Genomic DNA, 18,219 nt, shown 5'->3' with positions numbered 1-18,219 from the left:
TAGCAGGGAAAGAGGCGGGTTTATGAACATTTGCAAATGGACAAACAGGACTTATCCACTGTTTAGTGATGACTGTACTGTAGGTGAGATCTTGAGCGACAGAAAGTCGGCTGGGCTCACTTATGTAATCTCGGTGGATAGTGACGGGCGACTGGCAGGCGTTGCAAGAGTGGATGATATCAAAGATGTTGATCCTGCAACGCCCGTTTCAGAGGTTATTACAGAACCGGTCTTCTACTGTCGAGACTCTGATTTCATTGAAGATGCCGCACTTATGCTTATCGAGAGTCATGACTATGTTCTTCCTGTAGTTGACGACGATTTTTTGGTGGTGGGAGCTATCGGAGTCTTTGAGATTCTTGAAGGCCTGATGGAGTTCACTGCTATGGACAAGCCAGGAACAAGAGTCTCCGTGATTCTGGAGGACAAGCCAGGAGCGTTGCGAGATGTTGTAGATTACCTTGCCGAAAGAGAGGTAAATATTCTTTCGATAATCACGTCAGCGGCAGAATCAGAGGATGAAAGACGGGTCGTTATCAGAACAGATGAGTCGGACATAGGAATGATCGCTGAAATACTTCAAGAAAAGGGAGTTTCTTTTGAGAGTATAAGTGAAGAGGAGGGTTTTGGTGTCTGATTTTGCAAGTTACCTCATTCTAGGTGCGGTTCAGGGAGCAACTGAATTTCTTCCAGTTTCGTCTTCTGGACATCTGACTATTTTTTCAAGTTTTCTTAATGTTCCGCTCGATGTTGAATCTAAGGCGGCGTTTTTTGCAGTATTGCATCTTGCAACATTCTTTGCCGTTTTGTTGTTCACATTTAAGGATGTATGGACCATATTCTCTGGATTGGGTAAGCCAGAAAAGAGGGACTCTTCAATCAGGTATATATTGTTGCTTCTGATTGCGACCATTCCGGCAGTTATAGCTGGTTTTCTGCTGGAGGACGAGATAAAGCTACTGTTTTCAGATGTAGCCTTTGCATCTACCATGTTATTTGTGACCGCGACTATGTTGTTCATATCGGATAGGCTTAAGGGTGATCGCAAGATACTGGATCTCTCTATTGCAGGGGCTCTTTCAATCGGTATCTTTCAGGCGGCGGCTATAGTTCCGGGGATATCCAGGAGTGGTTTCACCATCTTCGGAGCCTTACTTGTCGGTATGGTTAGAAGAGACGCCGTTAGATTCTCGTTCCTCTTGAGCCTCCCGGTTACTCTAGGAGCAGGTCTTCTGGAGCTTTCAAGAGTTAATCTTCCTGTCAGTACGGTTCTATTGTCTTCCATTCTTGCTTTCCTGACTGGAGTAATGGGACTGTGGCTTCTCAAGAAACTTGTTCTGAAGCGACGTCTGAGTTTGTTTGCCGTTTACTGTATAATTATAGGGACAGTAGGTTTGATTTTTCGAGGAGTGATGTAACTTGGACTTGAATCTCCTCTTTCCCGGCAGTTTGGTATATGTGCCGGGAATGCTGGATTCTCCAACGAGTAGCTGCGTTCTTCTTGTGGAAGATGAAAAAAGGATTCTCGTCGATCCGGGCGGGTTCCCTTCTCTAGAGATTCTTGAAGATAAACTGACTTCTCTGGATCTTTCCCCAGATGAAATTACTGACATATTTCTGACTCACTTTCATCTAGACCACGCCTTCAACAGCATGTTTTTCCCGAACGCAAAAGTTCATCTGCATGAGAGTTACAGTAGCAGAGACTACGGTTCGTTTGGTCCAATAGTTGGAGCCATGTACCAGAAGATAGTTCTCTCCTGGAATAGAGTCGAGCCGTTCAGGAATGGAGACAGGCTTCTAGATTCAGTAGAAGTTCTGGAGTCTCCTTTTCACTCGAGAGATCATGTTTCATTTTTTCTTGAAACAAGTAATTGTGGCAATGTCTTTATTTGTGGAGATATATGCACAAGGCAAATACAGTATCACGAAATGCGAAAAGGTATGCGGACAGACGAGGCCGCTTCTTTCGTAATGAAGTACTTCGACAGGGCAGATACTGTGATTTTTTCTCATGACCTGCCGATATTCAAGAGGTGATTACATGAGAGTGCTGTTTGTTTCTTACGAAGTGTATCCGTTAGCAAAAGTAGGAGGTCTTGCTGATGTAGCTGGATCCCTTCCGAAGTACTTGAAACAACTGGGAGTAGATGTTGATATATTAATGCCTCTTCATGGATCGATAGATAGAAGCGTTTTATCAAAGACGGGAAGGGTCCAGAAGACAAGATTCTTAAGAAGACCTCGCTTCTTTGATATCTATAAGACTAAATTGCCTCAAAGTGAAGTGAGTGTCTTTCTGCTGAGAAATGAAGATCTTATGGACTCCAAGAAGGTCTATGGCTCATCCGATTTAGCTCTTCAAGCAATGAGCTTTTCCGATGCAGCCACGTCCTTTGCGATTGAGCAAGGTTATGATATCGTTCATCTCAACGACTGGCATACCGGTCTCATGGCAGTCTATCTTAAGCAAGCCGAAGCCGGAATCAAGACAGTCCTCTCAATTCATAACTTAGCTTATCAAGGTGTCTATGAAGACAGGTATTTTGAACTCTCGGGGATTAAGAAAGCTTATCAAAAAGATATTTCAGTGCAAGAAGGCCTCAATTTCCTTAAGGCGGGCATTGAATTCTCCGATAAGCTTAGTACGGTCTCCCCTACCTACGCAAAGGAAATCCAGACTCCTGAGTACGGTGCGGGGCTGGAGGCAATCCTTTCCAGAAGGAACAATGATCTGGTTGGAATATTGAATGGAATCGATTATTCCGAATACGATCCCGAAAACGACAGGCGTTTGTGGGCTAACTTCGGTCTTGATAACCTTAAGAACAAGAAGATAAACAAATGCAATCTGCAGAAATTGGTAGGTCTTCCCGGAAACAATACGGCAGTTATTGGATTGATCTCAAGACTTGTTGATCAGAAAGGGCTCGACCTAATAGAGGAGATCAAGGATGATCTGATGAAGCTTCCCGTCCAACTAATAGTTCTGGGGACTGGTGAGAGGAGATACGAACTCATGTTTAAGGAGCTTGAAGAAGCTTATCCAGATAGGGTAGCTGCAAAGCTAACCTTCGATTTGGATCTTGCCCAGAAGATTTACGGGGGCGCAGATATGTTCTTGATGCCTTCCAGATATGAACCTTGCGGCTTGGGTCAGATGTTTGCCATGCGGTATGGGACGATCCCTGTAGTTAGATTCACCGGTGGATTGGCAGATACAGTGAAGGAATTTGACGGTTTGGATTCCGGAAATGGTTTTGGTTTTTCTGATTACAAAGCTAGTGGACTTCTTGAAGCAATTGATAGAGCTCTCGAAGTATACAGTCGGCCGGACTGCTGGAGGAAAGTAGTGTACAATGCCATGAGTGAGGACTTTTCTTGGAACGCTTCGGCGAAGAACTACATATCTCTATACAGCGAGATGCTGGAGGTCAAAGGTAATGCCTGAATTAAGAAAGGATCCGATAATAAAGAGATGGGTAATAATAGCTACTGAAAGAGCTAGAAGGCCTCATGATTTCATAAATGCCAAAGAGAAAGTGGAATCGGCTTTCTGTCCGTTTGATTACGGAAATGAGCACACCACACCACCTGAAGTCATGGCTTTCAGACCTGCGGATACTACAAAAGACAGCCCGGGATGGTGGGTTAGGGTAGTTCAGAACAAGTTTCCAGCTCTTGATTCAAGTACAGAACCGGATCGCTTTGGCCATGGAATGTACGATGTTATAAAGGGTTTTGGAACGCATGAAGTGATTATCGAGACACCTGATCATAACGCATCTATGGCTACTCTATCGTATGAGCAGGTTAGGGAAGTGATCTGGGCATACAAAGAACGTCATCAGGTGCTTGAAAAGGATAATAGGATCAAATACGTGTTGATATTCAAGAACCATGGAAGAGAAGCCGGGGCATCCCTGGTGCACTCCCACAGTCAGTTGATAGCTACTCCAATTGTGCCTAAAAGAGTTGATGAAGAGATCACTGGTGCTGCAGACTACTACCGTTTCAGAGAAAGATGCGTTTACTGCGATATGGTTAACCAGGAAGGACTGGAAGGGACGAGAGTGGTTGAGGAGAATAATGATTTTGTTGCTTTCGAACCATTTGCTGCAAGGTTTCCTTTTGAGACCTGGATCGTTCCGAAGGTTCATAAAGACAATTTCGGAGAGATCTCTGCTTCTCAGATCGATAGTTTTTCTGTGATACTTAAGAATATGTTGCTGAGGATTCACAAGGCTCTCGATAATCCGCCCTACAATTTCATGTTGCATACGGGAATCAAGGGTATGGAGCAATCAGCTCACTATCACTGGCATCTGGAGATAGTTCCAAGACTCACAAGGGTCGCTGGTTTTGAGTGGGGTTCAGGCTTCTACATAAACCCTATGCCTCCCGAGCATGCTGCGATGTATCTTCGAGAGGTCAGGATTGAGGAGGAGTAGAATGGAAACCAGAATAAGTGATGAACTGCTGAAGCATCTTGAAGAACTTGCAAAATTCGAGCTGAGAGAACAGGAGCGCGTGAGTCTTAAGAAGGATATCGAAGAGATTCTGCAGTACATGACGCTTCTAGATCAAGTTGATCCCAGTGCCGATGAAATGATATCTCCAGTCGAGAAGAGTCTTGAGCCAAGAGAAGATGCTCCGATGGAATTTGAAGGTGCAAAGCTAATTCGTGATCTTTTTCCTGAGCGGGAAGGAGACTATCTCAAAGTTCCAAGGATATACAAAGGGGAGAAATGAGCAACGCTTCTGGTAAAAGATATGAAGATATTGCTTGCAGGTATCTTAAGAAGTCGGGATACAAGATAATTGCGAGAAATATCTCGTATAGATTTGGTGAGATAGATATTGTTGCATTTGAAGGAAGGACGATGGTCTTTGTTGAAGTCAAAGGAGGGAGTTCTTTCAGATTGCCGAGATACAGAGTTGACGAAAGAAAGCTAAGGCGACTCGAGTTGGCTGCCCAGAGATACATATCGACTGAAAAGCCAACCTTTAGTGAAACAAGGCTTGACGTTATTGAGGTTTTGAATGATGGGGAAGTAAATCATTTAAAAGCAGTTGGAAGGTGGTAGCGTGCTTAGAAATAGCCAGAGAATCTTTGAAGAGTACGAAAGATGGCTTAAGAATTCTACGGAAGAGATGAAGGAAGAGCTCAAGATGCTTTCGCCGGAAGAAGTTAGGGATAGGTTTGCTCTGGATCTCGAGTTCGGTACCGGTGGAATGCGAGGGGTTCTTGGTGCCGGAACAAATCGTATGAACATTTTCACAATAAGAAGAGCTTCTCTTGGCTTCGGTCGCTGGATTTCTAATAAGTACATAGATCCGTCAGTAGTAATAGCCTTTGATACAAGGCACAAATCTTCTCGTTTCGCTGAAGTGTCGGCCGAGGTCCTCTCGTCATTAGGTATCAAGGTTCACCTTTTTGTTGAGCCAATGCCTGTTCCAGTCCTAAGTTTTGCGGTTAGGGAGCTTAAGGCAAGCGGAGGAATTGTAATTACTGCCAGTCACAATCCACCTCAGTACAATGGCTTCAAGGTCTACACTTCAGATGGAACTCAAGCGGTTCCCCGTTACGCTGAAGAGATAATTCAAAGCGTTAATGGATCAGACTTTTTCGAAAACTACTCGCCGAAGAGAGAGATAATTTATAACATACCGAACTCTGTTCTTGATGGATTTTTGGAGACTGTGAAGGAAAACGTTCTCCACCTTTGTAACGATTTTGAATCAATTAGCGTTGTTTATTCCCCTCTCCATGGAACCGGCAACTACCCTGTCTACAAGACACTTTCCGATCTTGGCCACAGAGTGAAACGTGTCGAGGAGCAGGCTATACCTGATGGTAGCTTCCCAACCGTCAAGAGTCCAAACCCGGAAGATCCGAAAGCATTTTCTATGGCTCTTGATGTCGCAGGTGAAACCGATGCCGATCTTCTGATTGCGACGGATCCGGATTGCGATAGGTTGGGCATAATGGTAAGGCAAGATGGAAAGTACATCGCGATCAATGGAAATCAAACAGGCGTGATAATGACCCATTTCATTCTTGAGAGACTGAAAGGGTCCCTTCCTGACGATGCGTTTATTGTGAAGACGATAGTTTCGACGGATCTGGTGAAGAGTATCGCTGCCCGAAGCGGTGTAAAAGTAAGAGAGACCCTAACCGGGTTCAAGTACATTGGAGAGATCATTGAGAAATCAGAAATTGAAGGAAGAGGAAAGTATCTTTTCGGTTTCGAGGAGAGCTACGGCTCTCTCTACGGAAGGCATGCGAGAGACAAAGATGCTGTTAGCGCTGCTGCTCTTGCCTGTACAATCGCGGGCTTCTTGAAGCGGTCAGGACTTTCACTGATTGAGTATCTTGAAGAGATCTATAAGGAGTTCGGTTATTATCTCGAGGCACTCGTTAACAAGGATTACGAAGGCATAGAGGGAAAGGATAGAATAGAAGCAATCATGAAAGGGCTTAGGGAAAGCAGGCCATCTGCAATTGGGGGTTTTAGGGTAAGAAAATTCAAAGACTATATGGAAGACTCGGGTGATCTCCCCACGGCCGATGTGATTTCAATGGAGATGGAGGATGGTTCTAAGATTATTGTAAGACCTTCGGGGACAGAACCAAAGGTCAAATTCTATCTCATGGCAAAGGGAGAAACCAATGATGAAGCAAGAAGAAAAATCGATGAACTAAAAGAACTGATCGAAGGGATTGTAGGCCTATGAATTACAGGTACGCTCACATTTTGTACCGTGGGGATGATTTTCTCTCTCCAAAGAGAGCAACATTTGATCACAGAACTAAGACAGGCTTTATGACCACGTGGTCGACTGAGCATTCAAGCGATTTACTCAAACACAAATACTGGAGTTGTCTTAGCGCTTATGGCCTTGAAAGTGCTACTAGACGCAAGATCTCTTTCGAAAGAAAGCACAGTGATGCGAACCTTCTTTACTTCAAGTACGAGCTGGAAGTTCCTGAAGCGCTTGAAGGTTACTTCGATCCAACGATACTCGAAGTGCTTTCTAATAATCTTTCCGTAAGGGAGACAACTGAGGAAGTCTACAAAATGCTTAAGGATTATGAAGAGGGAACTCTGAGATTCAATGATCAGGGCTTTTCCTCATGGCTTGCAGGAAAAGTTGGAGGCCTTCTGCTAAGTGATGGCGAGAAGAAGGAGCTTGAAAACTCCCTGATAAAGTATGTCGAAACCATAGTTGGAAGGGTTTTGTGGACTGTTTATAATGGAGATTTACAGAGAATGGGAAAGGACCTCTCTTCAATGGTTTATCTCTACACCGAGATGCTAGATCTCACGGGTTCAAAATAACTGTGAAGAGATTCGCTGCAGTAGTGTCGTATGACGGGACCGATTTCTTCGGTTTTCAGAATCAGCCGGATATGCGAACTGTACAGGGTATCTTCGAAGAAGCTCTGGAAAGAATTCACAAGTTCAGAGTCTCGAGTCAGGGAGCCGGTCGAACAGACACGGGAGTTCACGGCTATGGTCAGGTAATCGCTTTTGATTCGAACCTCGATAGATTGGATGCTCCAACAATGAAAGCTGCGCTCAACGCGAATCTTCCGGCGGACGTGTATGTTAGAAAAGTGTATGAAGTAGCGGAGAATTTCAGCCCAAGGTTTGCTGCGAAGAAGAGGATCTATCACTATTACATTCTCAATTCAAGCGAACCGGACATCTTCAGAAGAAGGTTTGTCTGGTGGTTCCCGTATACTCTGGATATTGAATCGATGCGGAGAGCAGGGAGACGACTTCTTGGAGAACACAACTTTACTGCTTTCAGGACTGGCAGAGATGACAGAAATCCAATAAGGACCGTTTCAGCCATTAGAATTGTCAGGACGAGCCCTCGTCTTATACTCATTAGGGTCGAGGGAGTCTCCTTTCTCAAGAGAATGGTAAGGAATATCGTCGGTACGCTTGTGAAAGTTGGCACCGGGAGCACTTCTGAAGAAGCCGTTTCTGAATTTCTTTCTTCACAGGATAGATCAACGCTTCCAGGAACTGCCCCTCCTCAGGGACTTGTATTCTACAAAGCGGTGTTTGATGAGTTTGAAACGTAGATTGATGAACTATTGTTTGGGCTTGGGCTGTCTGAGAGTAGAACGAAAGCAGCAGAACTGATCAGGAGCGGAAAAGTTACTGTAGATGGTATGATTGTTCTTAAGCCGGGTTACAAGGTGGATTCTGACAGAGAAATAGTTGCCTCGAATTCCTTCATGCCGGTAGGGCGAGGGTATTACAAACTGAAGAAAGCTATCGATGAGTTCAGAATAAAACCCGAAGGTAAGAGAGTAATTGATGTTGGTGCATCAACCGGTGGCTTTGCACAACTTCTGCTGGATAAGGGAGCAGCCAGTGTGATTTGTGTAGATGTTGGGAAAGACCAGATCAGTAACAAACTTAGAGAGGACAGCAGAATCTTGTCAGTTGAGTCAACTGACAAAAGAGATTTCTCTATTGAGCAGTTGGGGGCGAAGTTGATCTATTGACTCCGGACTTATCATTCATCTCTACGGCAGGTTTGGCAGAGCTCTTTAGGATGTTTCTGAAAGACAACGGAGAAGCGGTGGTCCTAATAAAGCCACAATTTGAAGTTGGTCCGGGTGTTGTTGAGAAGGGATTGGTGCGCTCACGTACGGCTCATCGCGAAGTTATAGAAGTATTTGTAAAGGCTTTTGTTAGTAGCGGCGTGTTTCCCGTAGGAATAACGTTTTCTCCAATCAAAGGCAAGAGAGGTAACATCGAGTATCTTCTCTATTCGGTTGCTGGGGAGACATTTGTTGAGTTAGACTATGACTATTTGATTGAGAAGGCTTTCGCGTTTTTCGATCGGGATAGCAACCAATTGGTTTGAAGGGAGGGAAAACCCCGGTTCACATGAGTGATCCGGGAGAGCTTGAAATCCTTACTCGTTTTTATGCTGGTGCTTGTTTCTTTTTCCGCATTAATGGCACAAGATATTTTCGATTTCGTTCCTGAAGATGTCGGCTATTTTCTCATTCTTCGTGGGTTGAGATCAACTATGGAAGTTCTCAGGGACAGCACCAATTTTTTCGGTGCCTATCTAGGGGATGATGGGTTCGGTGCTGAACGAGCCTTTTATGGGATAATCGATGCTGCCGGATACAATGCGGAGGTCGATACGAGTTTTCTTAAGAACGCTTTGAATAATGACATTCTTCTCGTTGGCGAAGGTATCGATCTCTCTCTTGATGATCTGCTGATGTTTGATCCGTTTTATCTCCTTGAGAAACTGAAGCTCACCAGGAACCGAGTTTTCATAGCTTGGCGAACCTCTAATTCCTTTCAGTTATTGAAAGCTACGGCAGCCCTTCTGGATATGGCAATATTCGTTCAACCTGGAGAGACAGTTAACGAGTTGAGGAGCAGTACAGGAACTCTCTTCTACAATGCCGCAGATGACTACCTAATAATCGGCGGTAATAAAGAGGCTGTTACTCTGGCTTTGAAGACTTATGCTGGAGAAGGTGGTAGGTTACTGGAGTCAAACGGTAAAGGCAGAGAGGTTGCGGAGAAGAGTTATGACTTCACTCTTGCCGGTTATATTGATGGAGACCGATTCCAGCTTGATCTGGGGCTTGAGTCTACCTTTTCAATCGAAAATACAGTGGTTTTTGCTCGTCCGGAAGGACATACACTTACAGCTACGATCGTTCAGGATACGATGTTTGTGGACAGTGAAGAGCTTCAGAAGATGATTTCCTTGTCTGATGCCAAGGAGGTAGAGGCATCAAAGGCAACTCTTGGTGACTACACGGTTTTCTTTCCTTGCTCATCTGTAGAGACCTTGAGGAAGGAGCTCGCTCACTGGTTTGAGCTTGATCTCGAACCTTACAGAGAACTTGCGGATTTTGTCGTCCTTCTCTCGAGAGAAAGCACAGGAAATACAAGGATATATGGTGATTTGGTCTCTGAGACTCCGAGAGTAACAGCAGTGTTTACTAACAGAAGCTCGGATACCGAAAGACTCGAAGGACCGCTCAAAGAGTGGGGTGCGGTTCAGTCCTCGTACAGGGGCAACCGTATCTACGAACTTGAGAATGATTTCGATACTATATATTTCATTTTCTCAGCCGAGACAACTGTGCTCACTTCGCTTACACCCGACGAATACTACAGATTGCTTTCTAATGCAGAGATTTTGAGTAGTAACACAAGTTACGAATTCGTCAGAAGATTGGGCATGGGCAACGATCTCGTGCATGCATTTATTGACATGAAGAAGGTTTTTAGGTCTCTCATGGGGATTTCAGTAGATAGCGCTCTCCTCTACCAGCAAACCTTCGTTGAAAACGGTAATATGATTCACACGCTACGTTTCTATTGAGGTGATTTGATGGGGATTTTCTCGAAGATATTCGACAAAAACAAAATGCTTCTCAAGAAGTATTCAAAAACAGTTGAAAAGATAAATGAATTAGAGCGAGAGGTCAGTAAGTACGATCGACTGGATTTCATGAAGAAAACTGAGGAATTCAAAGCCAGGATTGACGAGGGCCAGTCGCTTGAGTCTGTTCTGCCGGAGGCCTTTGCGCTTGCAAGAGAAGCTGCCAAGAGGACAGTGAAGATGAGACCCTTTGACGTGCAGCTTATGGGTGCTCTTTCTCTAAACGAAGGCAAGATCGCAGAAATGAAAACCGGTGAAGGAAAAACTCTTGTGGCAACGATGCCCCTGTATCTAAATGCTCTGTCAGGTAAGGGTTGTCATCTCGCAACTGTGAACGATTACCTTGCAAAAAGGGATGCGGGATGGATGGGGCCGGTTTATGAGTATCTTGGGTTGCAAGCCGGGTTCATCCAAGCAGCAATGGAGCCTATGGAGAGAAAAAAAGCCTATGATTGCGATATAACTTATGGAACTGCAAATGAGTTTGGTTTTGACTACTTGAGAGACAATCTTGTCTACTCTCTCGAGAACAAAGTTCAGAGAGGCCACAACTACGTGATTGTAGATGAGGCCGATTCAATACTCATAGATGAGGCGAGAACGCCACTGATCATCTCTGGTCCCGCTCAGGACTCGTCAAGTCTGTATAGACAGTTCGCCTTCTTTGCAAAGCGATTTCAGGCCGAAAAAGATTTTGTTGTTGACGAAAAGGACAGAACTGTGACCCTTACAGATGAAGGAATAGAAAAGGCTGAGAAGCTTCTTCAGATAGAAAATCTTTACGACCCCAGTAATTATGACTACATCTTCCATCTTTTGAATGCTTTGAAGGCTATGATTTTCTACAGACGAGAAGTTGATTATCTTGTTACTAATGAAGGTGAAGTTGTCATTGTTGACGAGTTCACCGGCAGGTTACTCCCTGGAAGAAGGTACTCTGAGGGTCTTCATCAGGCCATAGAAGCCAAAGAAAACGTGCAGATAAGACAGGAATCAGTCACTTTCGCAACTATTACCTTTCAGAATTACTTCAAGCTCTATGAAAAGGTATCGGGAATGACCGGTACGGCCGCGACTGAAGAATCCGAGTTCATTTCTATGTATAATACTCCGGTCGCCGTTATTCCGACGAACAAGAGAGTAATTAGGCTGGATAAAGAAGATGCAATCTATAAGACAAGGGAAGAGAAAAACGAAGCGATCATTGATGAGATCGCTCAACGATATGAGAAGGGACAGCCAGTGCTTGTTGGTACTACTTCAATAGAAAAGAGTGAGCTCCTGAGCAAAATGCTGCAGAAAAAGGGAGTTCCTCATGAAGTCTTAAATGCAAAATACCATGAGAGAGAAGCAGAAATCGTGGCTAATGCAGGTGAGCGAAAAACCGTTACTATAGCCACTAATATGGCCGGGAGAGGAACTGACATAAAACTTGGTGATGGGGTTGTGGAACTTGGAGGACTGTACGTTCTTGGAACGGAGCGGCACGAGAGCAGAAGAATTGACAATCAGCTAGTTGGCAGATCAGGTAGACAGGGCGACCCAGGAGAGTCAAGATTCTTCCTTTCTACTGAAGATGATCTTCTTAGACTGTTCGGTGGTGAACGAATGCAATCGATTATGAATACCCTCAAGATCGAGAAAGGTCAACCAATAGAGCATTCGCTTCTAAGCAGGATTATTTCGTCTGCTCAAAAAAAGATTGAGGGAATGCATTTCGAGATCAGGAGACGCCTTTACGAGCTAGATTCGGTTATTGATCAGCAGAGGAGCGCCATATATGCTCACCGCAACTGGGTATTGAAGGGCGAAGAGATCGATTCGAATGTCTTTGAGATTATTGAAGATGTAGTTGATAGAAGACTGTCGGGACTTGAGCAGCTTCCTTCTTTTGAAGATATTAAAGTCTCCTTCAGTTTCCTGCCTGCGGGGGACATTGAGCAGCTCAAGGGCATTAAGAACGTCGAGGAGCTTAGAAACGTAACCTTGTCGCTACTGCAGGAGATTTATGCCGAAAAGAAGGCTTCATTTGGAGATGAGTTCCCTCAGGTGATGAAGTACATTATGCTAAGGATGATCGATGAGAGATGGAGAAGACACCTAGAATCTATTGAGCACCTCAAAGACTCGGTGGGTTTAAGAGCTTACGGTCAGAAAGATCCTGTGATAGAATTCAAGAAAGAGTCTTTCATTCTTTTTCAGCAGTTGACCGATTCTCTTTATGATGACATTGCCAGTGCCATAGTCAGAATAGTTAGAGTCGATAGTGATAAGGCCAAGCAAAACGCCGACAAGGAATTCAGAAGTCTTCAAGCTATGCACTCCGATTTCAGTGGAGTTGGAGGAGAAAAAAAGGCAGACACTGGCGGCAAGAAGAAGGGTACAAAAAGGTTCAAGGTTAAACGTTAGTCCGGAGGTGTAACTTGATTAGCTATGAAACAAACTTGAGAATTCAAGAGCTGAGGGAGAAATTCGATTCAATAAGAGAGACTCTTGATCTCGAGAAGATAGATGAGAAACTGAAGGATATCGAAAAAAGGATGAGTGATCCCTCAATATGGAACGACCAAAAAGAGGCTTCCAAGCTGGGAATAGATGCGCAGTCGTTCCGCGGAATCCTTGGTCTTCTAAGGGATGTGGAAGAGGAGTTTGAAAGCATTGACATTGCTATTGAGCTATCGGGAGAAGACGAAAGCTTCGTCAAGAACGTTGAAGAGCTTGTAAGATCGGCAGAAAAGAAGGTCAGGGAGTTTGAGCTAACGATCCTCCTAAGCGGAAAGTACGATAATAACAACTGTTTTATGTCAATTCACCCAGGTGCCGGAGGAACCGAGTCTCAGGACTGGGCGTCAATGCTAATGAGAATGTACATGAGATGGGCCGAAGGAAATGGATACAGAATAACTATAGTCGATGAACTGCCTGGAGATGAGGCAGGAATCAAGAGTGTAACCCTGAATTTAGCTGGTCCATATGCCTATGGAAAACTCAAGTTTGAGGCGGGTGTCCACAGGCTAGTAAGGATTTCTCCATTTGATGCAAATCATAGAAGACACACTTCTTTTGCTTCTGTTAGTGTCTTTCCCGAGATGGATGAAGTACCGGAAATCGAGATAAAGCCTGAAGACCTCAAGGTCGATACATACAGATCCGGTGGTGCCGGTGGCCAACATGTGAACAAAACAGACTCTGCCGTTAGAATTACTCATCTTCCAACAGGAATAGTTGTTGCATGTCAGACGGAAAGGTCTCAGCACCAAAACAAAGCAAATGCAATGAAGATGCTCTACGCAAAGTTATTTGAAATCGAGATAGAGAAAAAGCGTAACGAGAAACTCAAGCTAATGGGTGATCAAAAAGATATTTCATGGGGAAATCAGATAAGATCATACGTATTCCAGCCTTACACAATGGTTAAAGACCACAGAACAGATGCGGAGACCGGCGACATTCAATCTGTCATGAATGGTGAGATAGACGAATTCATTGAGAAGGAACTGCTTTTCTTCTCATCAATTGAAAAATCTCTCGAATGAATATCGCTATGAGTTTGACTTTGGCTATAGAAAAATGTTATTATTCTTTTGAGCGGAGTGAATTCAGTGTCCAGGCAATATGATGAACACCACAGGAGCGTTATGGTTCACGAAGCGCTCCATTATTTGCTTGGTGGACGTATTGAGGGTACCTATCTTGATTGTACCGCTGGAGAGGGTGGTCACATAAAGGCAATACTGAAGGCCACCAACGGTCAGGCAAGAGTCATTGGACTGGATGTAGACCGTGAGGTTCTGGATTTAGCGGAGCAGAATCTCGAAGAATACCGGGGCAAGTTCAGACTATTCAATTCTTCTTACGTTGATTTCGAAGCAGTATTAAGGCAGGCAGGCGTTGAAAGGGTAGACGGAGTTTTGTTGGATGTTGGTACTTCCACTTTTCAGCTGAAGTCTAAAGGAAGAGGGTTTTCGTACGAACTGGACGAACCGCTCGATATGCGTATGGATCTCTCAGCTAAGATTACAGCAGCAGATATTGTGAACAGCTACAGCGAAAGTGAACTGTCGAGGATCATCTTTGAGTATGGTGACGAGAAGAGATTCGCCAGAAGAATAGCGAAATGCATAGTTAACAGAAGACCTTTATCTACTACTAGAGAGTTGCACGATGCAGTGAAAGCAGCAATGCCACCGGCCGAAAGGTACAAGAGGAAAAGACATTTCGCAACAAAGACGTTTCAAGCGATAAGAATTGTAGTTAACAAGGAATTAGAGAACATCGAAGGTGTCCTGAGAAGCATTCCCGGTTTTCTTAAGCAAGGCGGTAGGATCGTTTTTATTTCATTTCATTCTTTGGAAGACGGCATAGCAAAAAGGGTATTCAGGGAGAAATCGGACTCAGAGTTGAAGATCCTTACGAAGAAACCCATACAGCCGTCACAAGAAGAAGTAGAACTCAATCTAAGAGCAAGAAGTGCAAGGTTGAGGGCAGCGGAGCGGATTTGAAGGGAGGAACATCTCGTGCAATCCATAACAGCGAAGCGGAAATCGCTGGCGCGTGAAGGTGGCAAAGCCTTAGCGAACAGTGAAGTATGGGGTCTATTTGGTTTTCTGCAAGTTCTTGTGATTTTTCTTTCACTCGCAGTTTCAATTGCTCTCCCGTTCTATTTTGGCAATGAAGTTGATAAAATTACAGAGGTGGCGACGAATAGAGAGCAGAGCATCACAGTCATGAAGTCTCGACTAGGAGATGTCTCTAGGGAAATTTCATATTTACAGACGGTTGTTGGGGTGAGAGCAGAAAAGTAGAACTTTGTCGAGGTGGATCTTAAATCAAGAGACTGGCTAGCAGAGTTACACTGTTGTATGTTCTTCTTATACTTTGTGTGGGAGTCTTCGCGGTAAGAGCGGGGTATATCTCCCTGTTTACTGAACCGGATTTGCCGGTGGTGCTCGGAGTAAACAAGATTCCTGCTCTGAGAGGCTCTATCTACGATTCAAGAGGCAGACTTCTAGCTAGTGATTCACTGATCTATGAAGCATGGCTTGATCTTGGGTATCTACGACTTGCGACTTCGTCCGATCAAGTGGATCGTGTTCTCAAGAATGTTGAGCTTTCTTTCGGCATTTCTTATGAGAAACTTCAGGAAAATCTTCAGAGCACAAAGAGTTTTCTCCTTCTTGGCACTGCGCCGACTAACGATGAGATGCAACGAAGAATTACACCAATAACAAGACGGTATATCTCCCTGGAAATGCAGAGGGAGAGATTGAGTTTTGGAGAATATGGTTTAGATAGGATAATCGGTAAGCTTGACAAGGGCGGGGTTCCGCTTAATGGTATAGAGCTAAGCTACAACGAGCATCTTTCAGGCAAAGAGGACGGTTTGATAAGGAGGACGCTCACAAGTGCTTGGAGAGAAGAACCAACAAATGGCGATGACATATATCTCTCGATTGACATAGACATTCAGAAGATGGTATACGAAGAACTAATGACAACCGTCGAGAAGAACATGGCAGACGGTGGAGTTGCGCTCCTCATAGAGAGCAAGACGGGAAAGATACTGGCTTATGCAGGTGCCTACGACTGGGACGTTGGATTGATGGGAATCTTTGAACCAGGTTCAACAATAAAACCGTTGATCTACTCATTGGCGTTGCAAAGCGGATCCATTACAGAAACCATGACTTTTCAATGCACTGGAAGGATCCAGCCTGTTCCTGGACTCGACATAGTTATCAGAGATGTAGAGGGCGAACGACACGGTGTTCAGACTTTCAGGGAGGCAATCATCAATTCATGCAACGTTGCTACGGTTCAGGTGGGTGGGAAGATACTTAATACTCTTGGTAAGGAGGAAATGTACAATCAGTTAAGAAATATTGGGTTTGGTAGGCTCTCAGGAGTAGATCTTCCTGGCGAGACTCCCGGAATTCTACCCAGGGCAAAGGATTGGTCGCTGATTTCTCCCTACCAGTTCCCAATAGGTCAGGGTCTCGGGGTTAACATATTCCAGATGGTAAAAGCTCTCAATGTCTTTCCTTCAGGGGGGCAATTCATTACTCCAACGTTTGTCAGAGCCATAAGGAGCGGCGAGGGGCTGACAAACATTCCTAAGAAAGTTGATGGGACTCTGTTTTCCCCAGAACTAGTTTCAACCATGCTTCCAATACTTGAGAGCGTAGTGATCGAGGGAACCGGCACAATGGCCAGAGTTGATGGAATCAGAATAGCCGGGAAGACCGGAACTGCTCAAAAGGCTGGACCGGGAGGGTATAACGAAGAGACTTATTATTCGCTTTTCTACGGTTTCTTTCCTGTTGAAAATCCGACATACACTTTATATATAATGATAGATACACCGAAGGCAGGCGCTTACTACGGAGGATTCGTAGCGGCTCCGATGTTTGCTTCAATTGTGAGAAATCTATACGGGATAGGTGTTGAAAAAGAGATCTACGAAGGTGTTTACAGCTGGAAGATGCCCGATCTAGGAGGATACTCACTACTAGATGTAAGAGAAATTGCGGAGATCTATGGGGTCGACAAGATAGTAATTCACGGCTCGGGTTGTGTCATAAGCCAGTACCCGGAGATAGGCCAGCCTGTTGAAGATAGATTTGAAGTTTGGTTAGGAGAATTAAGCTATGATATACGAGATAACGGGGGACAGTGAGGTTCTGAAAGATTTCTTCATTCGAGAGAGAGCAACGGGTTTTTTCCACATAAGCGAAGATATGCCTGACAAGAACGTTAAGTTCAGGACGGCGGTTTCAACCGTGGGGATGTTCGGACCGAAACCTGTGAAGCTCTCCAAATTCGATGTTTGGAAGAAAGAGGAGAGGAAGGCCGTTGAGGCGTTGATTTCTTCCTTAGGCGAGGAGATCGATGTTTTCATCGAGGGACGTTTGGACATAGATGTTGAGTCAGAAAAGCACATCTTCGTTCTTCCTAAGCCGTGGGAAGACGACAAGTGGCAGTTGCACACTATGAAAATTGCCAAACTTACCGGGAAAACGATCTCTAGGGCTGCGGCTGAGGCCATTTTAAGCAGAGTGGGAAAGAAAGAATTCAGAATCCTCCGTGAACTCGAAAAATTATCCGTACTCTCTCCCGAAATAGATGAGAAAACTGTTGAGAAGTTTATCGATTTCGATATCGCTACAGAGGTTGAATTCCTTGCGGTTTGCTTCCTGAGTAATGATGAGAGTTTTCTTAGCTTCGCCAAGGAATCATCGGTTCCATTTACTTACTTCTCCTCGGTACTGGCTAAGCTTGCTATTGATTTGGGCACGATACTGGAGAAGAGAAAAGGACGAACAGGTGTGACTTGGACGGAGATAAAAGATATCTCTAGTTCGACCGGTATAGCTAGTGCAAGAGTTGCAAAACTTCTGGGGTACAGTTTTTCGAACATGAGAGAGAAGAGAGTAAATCTCAGCCTTTTGCATTCTAAGTTGTTTCTGAAGAATCTAATCGTCTTTCTTCAAGAGCTCGATGAATCAATAAAGAATGGGCAATCAAATCAGCAACTTTCGTTTTTTCAGTTAGTCGGAGAATCTTCAAACTTGAAGTAACTCTTAGGTAACATTTTCTACCTGAAACATCCCGTTCAGCTAGCTTCAATTGACAGTACCACCAGCGCATTGTACAATTGCTTTCGGCAAAATGCTTATAAGGAGGCGAATCGCAACCAGATGCCCACTATAAATCAATTGATAAGACACGGAAGGAAACAGTTGAAGCAGACTTCTGCTTCAACTGTTTCCTTCC

The 18,219-nt window shown here is 44.4% G+C and carries 18 protein-coding genes; all 18 read left to right on the top strand.

Annotation, left to right across the window (positions count from 1 at the left end):
* The first annotated feature begins 22 nt into the window (after positions 1-22).
* The 18 genes from B3157_RS00335 (at position 23) to B3157_RS00250 (ending at position 18,023) form a co-directional block, all read left to right on the top strand.
* On the top strand, positions 23-637 hold the full coding sequence (locus B3157_RS00335; RefSeq protein WP_214061285.1) for an ACT domain-containing protein: 615 nt from the start codon (positions 23-25) through the stop codon (positions 635-637).
* Positions 630-1,418, top strand: a complete 789-nt coding sequence (locus B3157_RS00330; RefSeq protein WP_099828888.1) for an undecaprenyl-diphosphate phosphatase — start codon at positions 630-632, stop codon at positions 1,416-1,418. The genes B3157_RS00335 and B3157_RS00330 overlap by 8 nt, the downstream gene beginning before the upstream one ends.
* Before the next feature lies 1 nt (position 1,419).
* The gene (locus B3157_RS00325; RefSeq protein WP_214061286.1) at positions 1,420-2,040 is read left to right on the top strand and encodes an MBL fold metallo-hydrolase; all 621 of its coding nucleotides are present in this window, start codon (positions 1,420-1,422) and stop codon (positions 2,038-2,040) included.
* A gap of 4 nt (positions 2,041-2,044) precedes the next feature.
* Entirely contained in the window at positions 2,045-3,451 is a 1,407-nt protein-coding gene (locus tag B3157_RS00320) for a glycogen synthase (protein WP_214061287.1), read from the top strand.
* Entirely contained in the window at positions 3,444-4,451 is a 1,008-nt protein-coding gene (galT, locus tag B3157_RS00315) for a galactose-1-phosphate uridylyltransferase (RefSeq protein WP_214061288.1), read from the top strand. Before B3157_RS00320 ends, galT begins: the two co-directional genes overlap by 8 nt.
* Before the next feature lies 1 nt (position 4,452).
* Positions 4,453-4,752, top strand: a complete 300-nt coding sequence (gene gatC, locus B3157_RS00310; RefSeq protein WP_214061289.1) for an Asp-tRNA(Asn)/Glu-tRNA(Gln) amidotransferase subunit GatC — start codon at positions 4,453-4,455, stop codon at positions 4,750-4,752.
* Positions 4,749-5,087, top strand: a complete 339-nt coding sequence (locus B3157_RS00305; protein ID WP_214061290.1) for a YraN family protein — start codon at positions 4,749-4,751, stop codon at positions 5,085-5,087. Before gatC ends, B3157_RS00305 begins: the two co-directional genes overlap by 4 nt.
* Position 5,088: 1 nt before the next feature.
* A complete protein-coding gene (locus B3157_RS00300) occupies positions 5,089-6,738 on the top strand; it encodes a phospho-sugar mutase (protein ID WP_292587914.1) in 1,650 nt (549 codons plus the stop codon).
* The gene (locus tag B3157_RS00295; RefSeq protein WP_214078139.1) at positions 6,735-7,343 is read left to right on the top strand and encodes a hypothetical protein; all 609 of its coding nucleotides are present in this window, start codon (positions 6,735-6,737) and stop codon (positions 7,341-7,343) included. Before B3157_RS00300 ends, B3157_RS00295 begins: the two co-directional genes overlap by 4 nt.
* Before the next feature lie 2 nt (positions 7,344-7,345).
* Entirely contained in the window at positions 7,346-8,098 is a 753-nt protein-coding gene (gene truA, locus B3157_RS00290) for a tRNA pseudouridine(38-40) synthase TruA (protein WP_292587910.1), read from the top strand.
* Between the two features lie 12 nt (positions 8,099-8,110).
* Positions 8,111-8,527 (top strand): SAM-dependent methyltransferase, encoded by a 417-nt coding sequence (locus B3157_RS00285; protein WP_292587908.1) that lies wholly within the window; start codon positions 8,111-8,113, stop codon positions 8,525-8,527.
* A complete protein-coding gene (locus B3157_RS00280; protein WP_349680346.1) occupies positions 8,524-8,892 on the top strand; it encodes an SAM-dependent methyltransferase in 369 nt (122 codons plus the stop codon). Before B3157_RS00285 ends, B3157_RS00280 begins: the two co-directional genes overlap by 4 nt.
* 42 nt (positions 8,893-8,934) lie before the next feature.
* Positions 8,935-10,386 carry a hypothetical protein gene (locus tag B3157_RS00275; protein WP_292587904.1) on the top strand — a complete coding sequence of 484 codons (1,452 nt, stop codon included), beginning with the start codon at positions 8,935-8,937 and terminating at the stop codon, positions 10,384-10,386.
* A 9-nt stretch (positions 10,387-10,395) separates the two neighbouring features.
* Entirely contained in the window at positions 10,396-12,855 is a 2,460-nt protein-coding gene (secA, locus tag B3157_RS00270) for a preprotein translocase subunit SecA (protein ID WP_292587903.1), read from the top strand.
* Positions 12,856-12,869: 14 nt separating this feature from the next.
* Positions 12,870-13,982 (top strand): peptide chain release factor 2, encoded by a 1,113-nt coding sequence (prfB, locus tag B3157_RS00265; RefSeq protein ID WP_214061070.1) that lies wholly within the window; start codon positions 12,870-12,872, stop codon positions 13,980-13,982.
* Positions 13,983-14,048: 66 nt separating this feature from the next.
* Positions 14,049-14,948, top strand: coding sequence for a 16S rRNA (cytosine(1402)-N(4))-methyltransferase RsmH (gene rsmH, locus B3157_RS00260; RefSeq protein ID WP_292587900.1), 900 nt, complete (start codon positions 14,049-14,051; stop codon positions 14,946-14,948).
* A 356-nt stretch (positions 14,949-15,304) separates the two neighbouring features.
* Positions 15,305-17,122, top strand: coding sequence for a penicillin-binding transpeptidase domain-containing protein (locus B3157_RS00255; RefSeq protein WP_292587898.1), 1,818 nt, complete (start codon positions 15,305-15,307; stop codon positions 17,120-17,122).
* Positions 17,094-18,023, top strand: a complete 930-nt coding sequence (locus tag B3157_RS00250) for a DNA polymerase III subunit delta (protein WP_214078145.1) — start codon at positions 17,094-17,096, stop codon at positions 18,021-18,023. Before B3157_RS00255 ends, B3157_RS00250 begins: the two co-directional genes overlap by 29 nt.
* Positions 18,024-18,219: the final 196 nt, after the last annotated feature.

Source organism: Mesotoga sp. UBA5557 (assembly GCF_002425715.1).
Taxonomy (GTDB): domain Bacteria; phylum Thermotogota; class Thermotogae; order Petrotogales; family Kosmotogaceae; genus Mesotoga.
Note: the sequence above shows the minus strand (reverse complement) of the source record. Positions and strands in the feature narration are given on the sequence as shown.